Source organism: Streptomyces sp. NPDC002573, assembly GCF_042889625.1.
Taxonomy (GTDB): Bacteria; Actinomycetota; Actinomycetes; order Streptomycetales; family Streptomycetaceae; genus Streptomyces; species Streptomyces gibsoniae.
The window spans coordinates 1-12,877 of sequence record NZ_JBIARC010000125.1; the positions used below are offsets into that span (position 1 = coordinate 1).

11 protein-coding genes and 2 pseudogenes are annotated in these 12,877 nt (G+C 68.0%); 4 read left to right on the forward strand and 9 right to left on the reverse strand.

The window, feature by feature from the left end:
- Positions 1-282: DUF4158 domain-containing protein (locus tag ACFYX0_RS44095; protein WP_388980536.1), on the forward strand; the 282-nt coding region annotated here is incomplete at its 5' end.
- On the opposite strand, the gene ACFYX0_RS44100 is transcribed toward ACFYX0_RS44095, so the two are convergent.
- Complete coding sequence (locus tag ACFYX0_RS44100; RefSeq protein WP_388980539.1) at positions 270-1,112, reverse strand: SDR family NAD(P)-dependent oxidoreductase; 843 nt, start codon at positions 1,110-1,112, stop codon at positions 270-272. The two genes, ACFYX0_RS44095 and ACFYX0_RS44100, sit on opposite strands and share 13 nt — an antisense overlap.
- 57 nt (positions 1,113-1,169) lie before the next feature.
- Positions 1,170-1,529, reverse strand: a complete 360-nt coding sequence (locus ACFYX0_RS44105) for a nuclear transport factor 2 family protein (RefSeq protein ID WP_388980542.1) — start codon at positions 1,527-1,529, stop codon at positions 1,170-1,172.
- A 168-nt stretch (positions 1,530-1,697) separates the two neighbouring features.
- On the opposite strand from ACFYX0_RS44105, the gene ACFYX0_RS44110 reads away from it, so the two are divergent.
- The gene (locus ACFYX0_RS44110; RefSeq protein WP_388980545.1) at positions 1,698-2,231 is read left to right on the forward strand and encodes a winged helix-turn-helix transcriptional regulator; all 534 of its coding nucleotides are present in this window, start codon (positions 1,698-1,700) and stop codon (positions 2,229-2,231) included.
- Between the two features lie 189 nt (positions 2,232-2,420).
- A complete protein-coding gene (locus ACFYX0_RS44115) occupies positions 2,421-3,509 on the forward strand; it encodes a site-specific integrase (protein ID WP_388980548.1) in 1,089 nt (362 codons plus the stop codon).
- A gap of 1,089 nt (positions 3,510-4,598) precedes the next feature.
- Here ACFYX0_RS44115 and istB read toward each other — a convergent pair.
- Entirely contained in the window at positions 4,599-5,420 is an 822-nt protein-coding gene (gene istB, locus ACFYX0_RS44120; protein WP_388980551.1) for an IS21-like element helper ATPase IstB, read from the reverse strand.
- A 94-nt stretch (positions 5,421-5,514) separates the two neighbouring features.
- Positions 5,515-6,492, reverse strand: coding sequence for a hypothetical protein (locus ACFYX0_RS44125; RefSeq protein WP_388980554.1), 978 nt, complete (start codon positions 6,490-6,492; stop codon positions 5,515-5,517).
- A 721-nt stretch (positions 6,493-7,213) separates the two neighbouring features.
- Here ACFYX0_RS44125 and ACFYX0_RS44130 point away from each other — a divergent pair.
- Positions 7,214-7,588 carry a hypothetical protein gene (locus ACFYX0_RS44130; RefSeq protein ID WP_388980557.1) on the forward strand — a complete coding sequence of 125 codons (375 nt, stop codon included), beginning with the start codon at positions 7,214-7,216 and terminating at the stop codon, positions 7,586-7,588.
- A gap of 4 nt (positions 7,589-7,592) precedes the next feature.
- Here the strand turns inward: ACFYX0_RS44130 and ACFYX0_RS44135 are convergent, their stop codons facing one another.
- The 5 genes and pseudogenes from ACFYX0_RS44135 to ACFYX0_RS44155 all read right to left on the reverse strand — a co-directional run.
- Entirely contained in the window at positions 7,593-9,941 is a 2,349-nt protein-coding gene (locus tag ACFYX0_RS44135; RefSeq protein ID WP_388980560.1) for a tyrosine-type recombinase/integrase, read from the reverse strand.
- Complete coding sequence (locus ACFYX0_RS44140; RefSeq protein WP_388980563.1) at positions 9,941-10,936, reverse strand: tyrosine-type recombinase/integrase; 996 nt, start codon at positions 10,934-10,936, stop codon at positions 9,941-9,943. Before ACFYX0_RS44140 ends, ACFYX0_RS44135 begins: the two co-directional genes overlap by 1 nt.
- 69 nt (positions 10,937-11,005) lie before the next feature.
- Positions 11,006-11,173 carry a hypothetical protein gene (locus ACFYX0_RS44145; protein WP_388980566.1) on the reverse strand — a complete coding sequence of 56 codons (168 nt, stop codon included), beginning with the start codon at positions 11,171-11,173 and terminating at the stop codon, positions 11,006-11,008.
- Positions 11,174-11,556: 383 nt separating this feature from the next.
- Positions 11,557-12,573, reverse strand: a pseudogene (locus ACFYX0_RS44150) (DUF4158 domain-containing protein); the annotation flags it as partial.
- Positions 12,574-12,697: 124 nt separating this feature from the next.
- Positions 12,698-12,877 (reverse strand): annotated as a pseudogene (locus ACFYX0_RS44155) (IS630 family transposase); the annotation flags it as partial.

Below are 12,877 nucleotides of genomic sequence, written 5' to 3' on the forward strand. Positions count from 1 at the left end.
GATCCCGGCGACAACGTCGGCACGCCAATCCACGGAACGCAGCGTGCGACCGGCCTGCTCCTGCGCCATCCGCACCACGCGGTCATTCACCTTGATGAAGTTCCCCAGGGGAACTTCATGGCCGGGCAGCTCGGATTCGAGGACGCCTCCTGTGTGAAGCGTTACCCGGAGCGCCGGTCGACGGTGTACGAGCACTCGGCGGAGATCCAGAAGCGGTTCAAGTACCGGGACTTCAACGACCGTTGCACGACCTGCTCTGCGCATCGCAGCTACGGCAGGTGAGGAAAGTCCGCGCCGCGTGAGGCGGTCTCGTAGCGGCGCAGCTCTTCGAGCATGCCTTCCAGCTGGCTGTGGACGGTGTCGTAGCCAGATGCGCCCAGAACCAGCCGGTGGGGAGGTGTGTCCTGTTCTATTGCGTTCACGACGGCCCGCACTCCTCGGTAGGGGTCGCCGGGCTGCCGGCCGTTCTGGTCGACCATGGAGGCGCGGACGGACTCGACGAACGGGAGGTAGTCGTCGACCGTCTCGGCCACGGGTTCGTCGGCGAAAGAGGAGTACGCGCGGGTGCGGAAGGCGCCCGGTTCGACGGACAGGACGTTGATGCCGAAGGGGGCTACTTCGTGCCGCAGCACCTCGGTGAGACCTTCGATGGCGAACTTCGCGGCGCTGTAGTAGCCGAAACCGGGTACGCCCCGAAGGCCGGCGACCGAGGACATGTTGATGATCCAGCCGCTGCGACGGGCTCGCATGCCCGGGAGGACTGCGCGCAGGAGCTCCGTGACGGAGAAGAAGTTCAGTTCGAAGGACCGCCGGGCGTCGGTGTCGGCTGTGCCTTCGATGGAGCCGTACCAGCCCCGGCCGGCATTGTTGACCAGGACGTCGATGCCTCCGAAGTGTTCCTCGGCCGCATGGACAGCCTCGCGTATCTGTTCGGTGTCGGTGACGTCCAGCGGCAGGACGAGCACTCGGTCGCCGTGAGGGCCAGCCCAGCCGTCGAGCAGCTGTGGGCGGCGGGCGGTAAGGACGACCTTGTCGCCGCGCTCCAGGGCGACGTCGGCGTAGGCCGGCCCGAAACCGCCCGGAGTCCCGCCGGTAATGAACCAGGTCTTCATGCTTCCTCTTTATCCAGGGGTAGACGGCCCGATGAACTCCGTGACGGGCCGGGGTCGTCAGGGGGCGATGACGAGCTGGCTGATCCGTCCGTGCTCGTCGAGGACGAAGCGGTAGCGCAGGTCGACCAGCCCGCCGGGGAAGTCGCCTTCGAGGTGCTGGACGACCGTGTACCGGCCGGGACCGTGGCGCTCGGCTCCGACGAGTGTGGTGGTGTAGGTGTACTGGGTGCTGGTCTGTTGCAGCCAGCCGCGGATGGCGGCTGGGCCGTGGTGGGTGCGACCGTCGTCGGTGACGGTGGCCTCGGGTGCGAGCGTGGCCATGGCGGCGGCAACGTCTTTCGCGTTGTGGGCCCGCAGGTAGCGTGCGACGACCTCTGGCAGGTCGGCGGCATCGACGGGGCCGGCGTGTTCGGTCATGTCTTCCTCACAGGGTGCGCTGGATGGCGGCGGCCTGGGCGCTCGGCCGCGGCGGGGACCGGATGTGGCGTCCGGGCTGTTCCGCGCGGCCGCACGCAGGGCACGCCCCAGAGACTGCTAAAATAGAAGCAAGTCACTTTCAGTTTAGCAGTAACCAGGGAGGGTGCCATGTCGAGCCGGATCCGGCTGGAGGATCGCGAGTGCCCGCTGTCGACTACGGTCCAGCACGTCGGCGAGTGGTGGACGCTGCTGATCCTCCATGACGCCTTCGACGGCTATACGCGCTTCGACCAGTTCCAGCAGAGCCTGGACATCTCCACCAGCATGCTCACGGCGCGCCTGAAGACCCTGGTCGCCGACGGCCTGCTGGAGCGCCGGCCGTACCAGGTGAACCCCGTCCGCCACGAGTACGTCCTCACCGAGCGCGGGCGCTCCCTGCGCCCCGTGATCGTCGCCCTGGCAGCTTGGGGCAACCGGCACCTGGCCCCGCAAGACCGGTCCATGATCCTCGTCGACGCCGAGACCGGCCAGGAAGCCGAGCCGGTCGTGGTCGACGCCCGCACCGGGAAGAGCCTCGACGACAGCGACGCGTACATGTTCACCGCTGGGCCAGCGGCCAGCGCAGCGATGCGGGCGCGCTATGCAGAACTCGATCGGCAGCGGCGATCGCGAGGCGCCGCCCCTGAGCCGGGCGCGGCGTAACCGCTTCGCCTGCCGCCTCGACACCGGTCGATCTTCAGAAAACCTTCGTTATCTTGAGCCGCCCGGAGGGCGTCCTTGATGTTGAACAAGCCCCGGTGAGGCCCCGGGTACTGCCTGGTGGATGTGGTTATCTGCCGCTGTCCATCACGCAGATTCCCCGGAGGTCCGATCCTCGTACAGCGCGTGGTGATGCCGTCCTCGCCGCTTGAGTCATGGACGGTGCTCGGCGAGGACGCCGCCCCGGTCGAACCGATCGAGCGCTACCTGGCCTATCTCACCGACATCGAGCGGTCGCCGAACACAGTCAAGGCGTACGCGCACGATCTGAAGGACTGGTTCTCCTTCCTCAGCGTCCGGGCCTTGGACTGGCGCGAGGTGCGGCTGGAGGACGTCGGCGAGTTCGTCGCCTGGCTGCGGCTACCGCCGACGGCCCGGACTGGGGCGGTTGCTGTGCTGCCGTCGGTCGAGCACCACTGCGGCGAGACCACGGTGAACCGGAAGCTCTCGGCAGTCAGCGCCTTTTACCAGCACGCCGCCCGGCATGGCGTCGACCTGGGCGAGCTGCTGACGACCTGGCAGCCAGCGGGGCGCCGCAGCACCGCGTGGAAACCGTTCCTGCACCACGTCACCAAGGGCCGACCACAGCAACGGCGGGCGATCTCGCTGAAGATGGCGAGGAAGCTCCCGCGCATCATTACCGCCGCCGAGACCCAAGCGATCCTGGACGCTTGCGAGAGGCTGCGGGACCGGCTGCTGTTCGCCGTCTTGTTCGACTCGGGCATGCGGATCGGGGAGGCCCTCGGGCTGCGGCACGAGGACTGGGCCGTCGCTGAGCGCGAGCTGTCGGTGGTGCCGCGGCTCAACGACAACGGCGCCCGCACCAAGTCGGCGACGACCAGGACGATCCCGGTCAGCGCCGAGCTGATCCGGCTGTATGCCGACTACATGCACACCGAGTACGGCGACCTCGACTCCGACTACGTCTTCGTCAACCTCTGGGCCGCCCCGCGCGGGCACGCAATGACCTATGCGGCGGCCTACGACCTGGTCAAACGGCTCCGCCGAAGGACCGGCATCTCCTTTGACCCTCACTGGTATCGCCACTCCTACGCCACCAGGCTGCTGCGAAGCGGCACCCCGGTCGAGGTCGTCAGCAAGTTGCTGGGACACGTCTGCCTGACCACTACGACCGAGACGTACGGGCACCTCAGCGCCGAGGACGCCCGGAAGGCGCTGGAGACCGTCGGCTGGTTCGACGGCACGGAGGTGCGGCTGTGAGCGAGACCTCGCACATGCCCGCCGACCCGGGAGAGGCGAGGCCCGAACGCCCCAGGCTCCAGCTGCACACAGGGCAACGCATCGAGGAATCCAGTCGGCGAAACGGCTGGGACAGCGAGTACGACCGGGACGTCTGGCGGCTGCGCGAGCTGGGGATCAGGGCCAAGATCGCTCACATCCTCTTCGACCGGATCCCACAGCCCTGGCTGAAGGATCTGGCGAAGCGGTGGGCCCGGTGGCGGCTCAGCACGGGGCTTGGCGCCGAGTCGGCAGCCTCCGGCACACGAGCTGTTACCTACTTCGCGCAGTTTGCTGCGGTCCGCGTCGTCCGCCTTGATCAGGTGGATCGGCCGTTGCTGGAGAGGTATCTCGCCCATCTGCATGCCGACTATGCGGGGCGAGTGGTGCACCGGAACTTCATCGGGCAGCTCAATCTCTTCTTGCTGGCCATTCGTCAGCACCGCGGGGACGACACCCTGCCCGCAAGCGCTGTGTTCTTCCCCGAGGACTTTCCCCGTCGCGACGAACGGCTGCCCCGGGCGCTGAGCGAACCGGTGATGACGCAGTTGGAGCAGCCCTCGAACCTGGGCCGGTGGAAGAACCCGGCCCACCGACTGGTCACGCTCATCTTGATGCGCTGCGGACTGAGGATCACCGACACCGTGCGGCTGCCGCACGACTGCATCGTCCACGACGCCGACGGGGCCCCTGTCTGTAAGCACTTGTTTTGGCTCCAGTGCACGGAGTTGTTTTGGCTCCACTGCCGGGGTGGAGGGGGCGTGGATTGGTGTGATTCACGCCCCTGTAGCAAGGTGATTTGGCCCCACTTCGATCGGGTGGTTCTGCTGGCCCGGGTAGGGGGTGTTAGCGGTAGTTTTGAAGCCTCGGTGGACCTCCGTCAGCGCATCCCCGACAGGTGTGTGGAGGGTTGCCGACCCGGCTCGGCTCAAGCCGCGGACCTCCCGGTGGCCGCGGCGGCTGGACGAGAACGGGCGATGGTGCGGCCGGCACTGGGACTTGACGGCCGGGCCCGAAATGGCTGCGGCCGGTCTCCCGTGAGGGAGGCCGGCCGCGGTTTGTCGGTGCAGGTCAGCGGCGGCGTTTCCGCTGGGTTTGCGCGAACCGGTAGGACTGCGTGCCGGTCTCGACGATGTGCGCGTTGTTGTTGATGATGAACGTGACCCGGTCGACGATCGCCGTGCAGAGACGGGGGTCGGTGAAGGTCTGCTTCCACTCCGAGAACGGAGCGTTCGAGGCGATCGCAATGGCCCGCCGCTCCTCCCGCTCGGTGAAGATCTGGAACAGCAGCTTGGCGCCGGCCTTGTCCAGGTCGAGATAGCCGAACTCGTCAAGGCAGAGCAGGTCAACGCGGCCGTAGCGGGCGATGAGGCGGGTCAGCTTCTTGTCGTCGGCGGCTTCCGCGAGCTCGTTGACCAGGTTGACCGTAGCCGTGTAGCGGACCTTGAGCCCGGCCTCGGCCATGGCCGTGCCGATGCCGATCAGCAGGTGGGACTTGCCGGTGCCGGAGTCTCCGATCAGGCAGAGCGGCTGTCCGGCCTTGACCCAAGCGGGGTCGGAGAGGGTGCCGACGAGTTCGGGGGTGACGTTGGGGTTCTCGGCGAAGTCGAAGTCCTCCAGCCGCTTGGGCCGGGGGAAGTTGGCGTCCCTGACCAGCCGCTTGCGCCGTTCATCGCGTTCGGCGCACTCGGCTTCCAGCAGGTCGGCGAGGAAGTCCTTGTAGCTGGAGCGCTGCCGCATCGCCTCGGCGGCCATGTCCTGGACCCTGCCGCGGATCGTGGGCAGGTGCAAGGCCCGGCAGGCTTCGTCGATGGCCGTGTCCACGGCCTCCTCCGGCCCCAGGTCCCGGCGGGGCGCAGGAACCTGGGCGGCCGTGGTGTCGGTCGTACTCATGCGGTGCCTTTTGCTTGACGTGTCAGGAACTGGTCGTAGTAGGCGACAGTCGGCAGCGGCCGCTTGTCCTCCGGCAGCTGGGCACGGCGGGCCGTCAGCGACACCACGCCGCTCGGCTCGGCCCAGGGCGGCGGCTCGCCCGCGTCGTCCAGGTCCTCAGGCGGTGGCGGGGCCAGTGCGGCGGTCCTGCGCGCCTCGACGGCCACGACATCGGCGGTGATGGCGCCCGCCGGATCGCGGCGGCCATGCCCTGCTCGATCGCGGCCGCGGGCATCCGCCGGTGCAGCAACAGGACCTCGATCAGCGCCCGTGTCCCGGCAGCGTCGCCGTGGGCGGTGCGGGCCGCGGCCCAGAAGGCGTCGTGGACCTCGGTGAACGAACCGTTCTGCCGGGCGGTGACCAACGCAGTCGAGCCGGCCATGGCCCCGGGCTTGACCAGCAGGATCTCCAGGTAGTGGTCGAGTTCGTCACGGAAGTCGCCCCTGCGGGTCAGCCGCGGGTGGCGGGCGACGATCTCCCGCCGTTCGAAGACGAGGAGTTCGTTGCCCCGCAGAAGCACCCGCACGTTCTGGCCGATGAAACGGGCCAGCACCGAGTAGTGGCACTGCCTCACGGTGATCCGGCTGCTGCGGTCGACCTTAGGCGTCAGGGTGATGCCGCACTCGAACTCCTCGAACGGCAGCGGCGTCAGCTGGTCGGCCTCGGTGAAGAAGTTGAAGCCGACGGTGGTCAGCCTGCCGGCGAGGATCCGTTCGTCCTCGGCTGCATCGATCTCGACGATCTTCGCGTTCAGTTCTTCCAGCGTGGCGACTTCGGGAACCGGGACCAGGTGGGTGCGGCGGAAGCGGCCGCCTTCGTGCTCGACGCCACCCTTCTCATGGGCGCCGTCCTCGCCGGGGATGCAGTAGAAGGCGTCGAAGCCGTAATGGGCCCGGAAAGACACCCACCGCTCGGACTCGATGCGGCTGCGGCCGGTGCAGATGCGGTTCACCGCAGGCTTGAGGTTGTCGTATCGGATGTGCTTGGTCGGGACTCCGCCCAGGACGTTGAACGCCTCGACGTGCCCTTCCATGAACGACTCCTGGGCCTGCGAGGCGTAGACGCTTCTCTGCACTTTGCTATTCGCTATGTGGCTGCGTCTCCGATGGGTGGTACTCGTCGTGAGCCTCGACGGGGTCCGAGGAAAAGGCGCTGCGAACAGCATGGCGAGAGGGCACCATTGCATGGTGCCTGATCTGCTGTGGGATGACGTCAAGAACTTGTTCGACCCCGATTTGATGGGCTCGCTGCCGGACGTGAGTGTCTCTGATACCTCCGTCGATGACTGGCAGATGGTGTTCGACTTGGTGCGCTCACGGGGTTGGGCTGGTGAGTACTCCGAGGACGGTGCTGTGCTCCGGCTGCCACGGGCCGGGGTGATGTTGGCTCGCGGCGGCGAGGCCAGCGTGATGTTGAGGGTCTGGCCGGTGCCGGCAGTAGAGGCGATCTTTCGTCCCTATGCGGCCGAGTCGATCAACTTTGATGTTGACCTTCGGGAGCTCCAGGGTCAGGTGCAGCTGAACGTGCTGTGCGGATTCCTGCGCGCGATCGGACGTCGATTGAGCAAGCCTGTGCTGTTCGCGCCGGAGATGGATTCCGGTCACCCGGTGCTCGGGTTCGATGTCGACGCGGACCGTGTGGTGCTTCTGGCTGACCCGGACTTCACGAAGTCGTAGCAGTCCTCGTGGCGCTGACCCTGTCGTTGCCCGCAGGCCGGGAGGCTGGCGGAATCGGGAACTGCGTAGGCTGCAGCGGTGATCGTCCGATGCATCAAAATCATCCAGCCCGGGACCTCGACGGTCGTCAGTGAGCACCCGGGCGTGCGGATCGGTGAGGAGTACCCGGTCCTCGAAGTGTTCGCCGCCCGGCCGCGGACCCTGTTTCGTCTTCCTGACCGCAGCGCGCGGCGGGACGAGATCGACTCGCCCGGACTGTGGGACGCCGACATGTTCGAGATCGTGTCCGATCGGATGCCGACCTGTTGGGTCACCGGACTGGAGGACGGCCGGCTGACCCTGGCGCCCCGGGAGTGGCAGCGACCGGGTTTCTGGGACGACTACTTCGATCACGAGCCAGACGCGGTTGCCGAATACGACCGGCTGAAGGCCCGGATCATCGCGGAGGCATGATCGCCTAACCAAGAGCGGCGACCCCGTCCTCCCCTCGGTCGGTTTGGGCTCGCAGGCGTTCGGCCTGCCGTTTCTTGTCGGCGATGTGCCGCAGACTCTCCTGCAGGTCGGCGACCTCACCAAGCCACTGCATCCGTTGAGCCTCTCCGAGACGCTGCCGGGTGTTGGCCTCAATCTCCAGCAGCCGGGGCTCCTGGGCCAGGTCGAGGCGGAGCATAGGGCACCTGACGCAGGCGTTTTCATGCTGGCACGGGGTCCCATAGGGCCGGTCGCAGGTGCCGAGCGCGACCTTGCGCAGGCTGAAGTGGTCGCGGAAGTCCTGCCACTCGGTGTCGCTGGGCTCGCGGTATTCCTCGCTGGGACGGTGGGTTCGGCGCTGGTCGACGAACTGCCGGTAGTGGCGGATCACCTCCTCGGGATAGACGGCGACGTAAGCCTGAGTGGTGTTGAGATCGAGATGGCCAAGGAGCTTTGCGGCGATGTGGATCGGCAGGCCGCCGTTGACCGTCTCCGTCGAGAAGATTCGGCGGAAGTCGTGCGGCGTGAACCTCAACGGTGTCCCGTCGACGTCGACGACGTCGGCCCGCAGAGCATGGTCGGTCAGGAGCTCGCGGATCCGGTTGGAGGAAATGACCTGCAGCCGATGCTGGGAAAGGCACTGGAACAGATGGGGCATCGGGGGCCCGAAGACCCGCTCGTAGCCGTCGTACCGGGTCAGCAGCGGCACCCGATCACCCGTGCCCTTGATCCGGCGAATGATCCGGGCAAGGACCGCGACCAGGTCCGGGTCAGCGGGGATGACGCGCTCACGGTCGGTCTTGGACGGGCTGATTTGCAGCAGCGGCACTGTCTCACCGGTCGGCGCCTGATACTGACGCAGACTCAGGTGGGTGAGCTCCAGTAGTTCCTCGATCCTGGCCCCGGTGCGTCGCAGGACCTCGATACTCGCCCAGGTCCAGAAGGCGTTGTTCTCCTCGCATTCGGCATCGAACCGGGGACCGGGCTCGTCGACCGGGGCCAGAAACAGCGCGGTGGGGCGCCAGCGGCTGTTGTTGCGGCCGGTGCGCCGGTAGCGCGAGTCCTCGATGGACAACTCCTCACCAGGCTCTGCGGAGCGGGCTGCCTGCAGCAGGAGTGTGGCGTGCTGCAGCCGGGTCTCGGCAGCGCGGACGAGCTGCGGCAGGACGGGGACCAGGGTGCGGGTGCGCTGCTGCATCCGTGCCTGCCGGTGCCGGGTTTCCTTGATGTAGCCGCGGATGTCGGCCTCGCTGATCGGGCAGGGTGCGGCCCAGGTCGCCCAGCGGGCCGGGTCTTCCATCGACCACTGTGAGAGGTCCAGGTAGAAGGAGCGGACGGCCAGGAACACGGCGTGGGCGGTGCGGCGCGGTCGCCCGTCGGGCAGGACCCGGACGCGTTGTTTCCATGCCTGGGCGATCTCGTCGGGGAGGTTGAGCGAGGAGATCGCGGGGTGGTGGCGTTGCAGGTCGCCCCAGAACAGGTCAGCCAGCATCTGGGCGTGGTTGACCAGGGAGCCGTAGTCCAGGACGGCGGACCGCTCAGCAATGTAGTGGACGAGCACGTCGCGGACCGCTCGGTTGGTGATCGGGTGGCGGTCGATCAGCTCGGCGGGGGTGAGCTGGCCGCGGGCCTGGGCCTCGGGCAGGGTCGGCGGCGAGTCCTTGAGACCGCCCACGGCGCGGAGGATGTCGTAGGCGAGGGGCAGGGCCGTCACCGTGCGGCCGTTGTCCCGACGGGCCCGGGCGTAGTCGGTGACGTCTTCCAGGTCGAAGGCCAGCAGGTCCTTGCCGGTGACGATGCTCATGCGGGTGAGCACGTTCAGGGCCTCGGTCGCGTGCTCGTCGCAGCGCTGTCCGCCGACGCGCTGTGTGAGTTCGGCGAACAGTGCTGGCTGGTTGTGGCGACGGTAGGCGTCGTAGACGCCCAGCAGGCGGCTGCCGAAGAGCCAACCGTAGGAGGGCCGGATCGCCTGGAGGACGATCAAGGTGCCGAGACCGGCGGTGAACCGCGACCGGGTCCCCGCGCTGAGCCCCTGGGGTCCCCAGCCGGAGCCCAGTTCGTCAGAACCACTCAGCAGCCATCGGTCCTGCCAGATGTCGGCAGGGAATCCCTCCAGCCAGTCGAAGATGCGCGTCAGTGAGAGCTGCTGGCGCCACAGGTTGCGGACCGTCGGCTCGCTCAGCAAGCTCTCGGCCAGGCGGGCCAGTTCATCGCGATGCGCCGACTCCCGGCCGCTGCCACGGGTCGTGCTCCTCGGTTCGGGCAGCACGGTGGTGAGGAGAGCGGGGTCGCGTGGGCTGACCGGGGTGCGAGCGACGCGCCCGTGCCGGGCCATCAGCGGTTCCCGAACACGTCGGCGAGGTCGTCCGGGTCGTATGCCCAGCCGGTCAGCGGCCGCGGCGCCGGCTTGGGGCGCGTGTAGTGCTCGTGGACCTTGGCGATGACCTCGTCGGTCCTGGGCCGCAGGTAGGTGCTGGTCGTGGTGATGCGCCGGTGACGCATCACCTGCTGGGCGTCAACCAGGGTGATGGCCGGGTCCTCGATCAGGCGCAGACACAGGGTGTGCCGCAGGTCGTGCAGCGTGATGTTCGCCCCGATCCGGGCGTTGATCCGGTTCAGCACCGCTCGCAAGGCGGTGTAGGTCAGCGGGCGCGTCTGCCCGCGCAGGATCCACCACACCGGCTCGTCCGGGGCAGGCCGGTGGCTGTCCTGGGCCAGCTCGCCGAGGTAGAGCGCCAGCCAGGCGAAGGCTTCCGGGGAGGCCGGGCATGCTTCTTTCGCCCCGCCCAGACCCTTGGTCTGCACGTAGATCCGGCCCTCGCCCGGGCGGACGTCGCCGATCGTCATGCCCAGCATCTCGGCGGCCCGCGCGCCGCTGGACAAGAACATAGAGAACAGTGCCCGGTCGCGGTGGCAGCCCAAGGAGGTGAACAGGTCCTCGACGACATCGTCCGGGACAGCGCGAGGCTCGCGGTCGACCTGCTTCTGCCGATAGGCACCCCGACGGTGCAGCCGGAACGGCTCTAGCGGGTTGTGATGCGCCTCCAGCCGGCGCCCGTCACGGGACTGTGGTGGCACCGGGGAGACCAGCGGACCCTGCCCGGTCTGCAGATGGTGGTCGTAGAACGCCGCCAGCACCGACACAGCATGGTTGATGGTCGCCGGGGCATAGCCCGACTTCAGGTAGGGCTTGCCAGTACGCGCGTTCAACGACCCCGGCGCGGGCGCGTCCGGGCGGCGCCGGTCCCGCGCCGGGTTGTGGCACGTCCGCAGCCACAGAACGAAGTCGCGTACGTCCACGCGCTTCGCGCGGCTCCACTCGACGTCCACCGCGGCGAGAAAACGGAACCAACGCAGCAGGTCAAAGGCATAGGAACGGCAGGAAGCCGGTGTGTTGCCTCAGGCCAGCAACTCCCGCAGGAACTCGCTTGCCGGTGCGATCACCCGCCCAGCGCCGTCGAGCACCACCCACGGCAGTGCGGCGGTAGCAGTCGCCTCCACCCTGCCGACCCGGGCCACCACCAGGCCGGACACCTCGCGTTCGGCGATCACTCCACCGTGATCCATCGCGCCTCCGTCTCATCGGGCACATCCCGAACGGAGACTCCTCGCCCTCACCACCCCAACACGTAGGACACGCCGATAGTGCGGTCAACGGGTCGGTGGACGGCCTTCCCGGAGTACGACATCCGCAGTGTGAACAGGTGGGACTTGACGACCTCGCCAGCCAGGCGGATCCAGACGTCGGCGAAGTCGACCTCGGCTTCCTCGCCGGGCAGGTGGACCTGGGAGACCATGCCCGTCAGGTACCGACGGCCTTCCATGATCTCGGCCTCGATCTGCGGGCGCCTGGCCAGCACGTAGTCGCAGACCGTGGAGTACGACACGAGGTCGAAGTCGTACTGAACCCCGCCACCCGAACGGCCCCGCCCGCGCGGCCCCGGGTGTGCGATCTGGAACGCGGCAGCCAGCTTTGCCGACGCCCGCTCCACGCGCGGCAGGCTCTTCAGCTTCGCCTTCGCCGTCTCCCGCTCCGCCCTGGCCAGCAGCTTCGTCGCGATCAGCACCTCCAGGAGGTCCAGGGCGTCATCGACCGCCCGGGACGTCAGGTAGACCGAAGTGGCCAGCAGCGTGGCCAGACGCCGGGAGTCACCGTGCCGCTTGAGCAGCGACGCCTTGCCGTCGATCCCGTACCGCGACAGCTCCGCCAGCCGCCGCGGCGGTATCGCGGACACGTCCACCTCGCCCATCCCGAAGGCCGCGATCTCCTCCGCCCGCTCCAGAGCCCACTTCATCTGCGGCCCGGAGATCCTCACCGGCCCCCGGCGCAGCCGGTCCAGCTCCGACACCCGCGCCCCCGGCGGAACTGACAGCAGCGATTCCAGCACCGCCCGCTGGCCGGTGCTCAGCAGCCCGTAGAGGGTGTCCCACAGCCGGTTGTTCGCCGTCTCCCGGACCGTGCCCACCAGCCGGGCCAGTCGGCTCGCCCCTGGCAGCAGCACCCGACGCTCGCGCAGCCACCCGGCCACGGCGTCGAACAGCGACTTCGGCCCGTCGCCAGTCGTCCAGGCCCGCGCGTCCAGCCACTCGCTCAGCTCGTCCCGCACCTCGGCGAAGTCACGCCAACCCCCGGCCTCCTGGATCTCCCCGGCATGCGTGCGGGCCGCCCCGTCCCGCTCGCCGTACTCCTTGAGGCACGACGGATCGGCGATACCCAACTGCTCGGCCAGGTACTCAGACACCTCCGCCGGCACCTGCCGAGGGTCCGGCATGAACCGACCCAAGTAACGCACACTCGTCAGCTGGACCGCGAAGCCGAGCCGATTGTGCGAACGCCGCTTGGCCTGCACCTTCTCCAGATCCGAGTCATCCAGGAAGAAGTACCGCTCCAGCTCCGCACGAGACGGCGCCCCGTTGAACGCCGCGTACTGGGCTGCCTGTTGATCCGACAGAAACTCGACCGCCACTCGGTCCTCCGAAGATCGACAACATCGACCTGCGAAGGCTGCGCCGCACGATCAGCCCAGGTCAAAGTGCCAACCAAGGCCGCGAAGGCTTAGTGGTCCGGTCCGGAAGTCCTTCGGGGGTTGATCATGTGGCTGGCCCGGCGGAGGATTCTTCCTGGTGATGGGTGGTGTGCCGGTCGATCCTGGCCAGCAGATCGTCCAGGTCGGAGGTGGTGAACTTCCACTGGAACGGCTGTGCCGTGGCGTTGTAGCGGTCTTCGAAGGCTCGGAGTCGGTTCCCGACCTCGGTCAGGTCGGTGAAGTC

Excerpts from the sequence above, each read along its gene's own strand:
- ACFYX0_RS44115 (WP_388980548.1), top strand. The coding sequence starts at position 2,421 with ATGCCGTCCTCGCCGCTTGAGTCATGGACGGTGCTCGGCGAGGACGCC.
- ACFYX0_RS44125 (WP_388980554.1), bottom strand. The coding sequence starts at position 6,492 with ATGGAAGGGCACGTCGAGGCGTTCAACGTCCTGGGCGGAGTCCCGACC.
- ACFYX0_RS44100 (WP_388980539.1), bottom strand. The coding sequence starts at position 1,112 with ATGAAGACCTGGTTCATTACCGGCGGGACTCCGGGCGGTTTCGGGCCG.
- ACFYX0_RS44110 (WP_388980545.1), top strand. The coding sequence starts at position 1,698 with ATGTCGAGCCGGATCCGGCTGGAGGATCGCGAGTGCCCGCTGTCGACT.
- ACFYX0_RS44105 (WP_388980542.1), bottom strand. The coding sequence starts at position 1,529 with ATGACCGAACACGCCGGCCCCGTCGATGCCGCCGACCTGCCAGAGGTC.
- ACFYX0_RS44145 (WP_388980566.1), bottom strand. The coding sequence starts at position 11,173 with ATGGATCACGGTGGAGTGATCGCCGAACGCGAGGTGTCCGGCCTGGTG.
- ACFYX0_RS44135 (WP_388980560.1), bottom strand. The coding sequence starts at position 9,941 with ATGGCCCGGCACGGGCGCGTCGCTCGCACCCCGGTCAGCCCACGCGAC.
- istB (WP_388980551.1), bottom strand. The coding sequence starts at position 5,420 with ATGAGTACGACCGACACCACGGCCGCCCAGGTTCCTGCGCCCCGCCGG.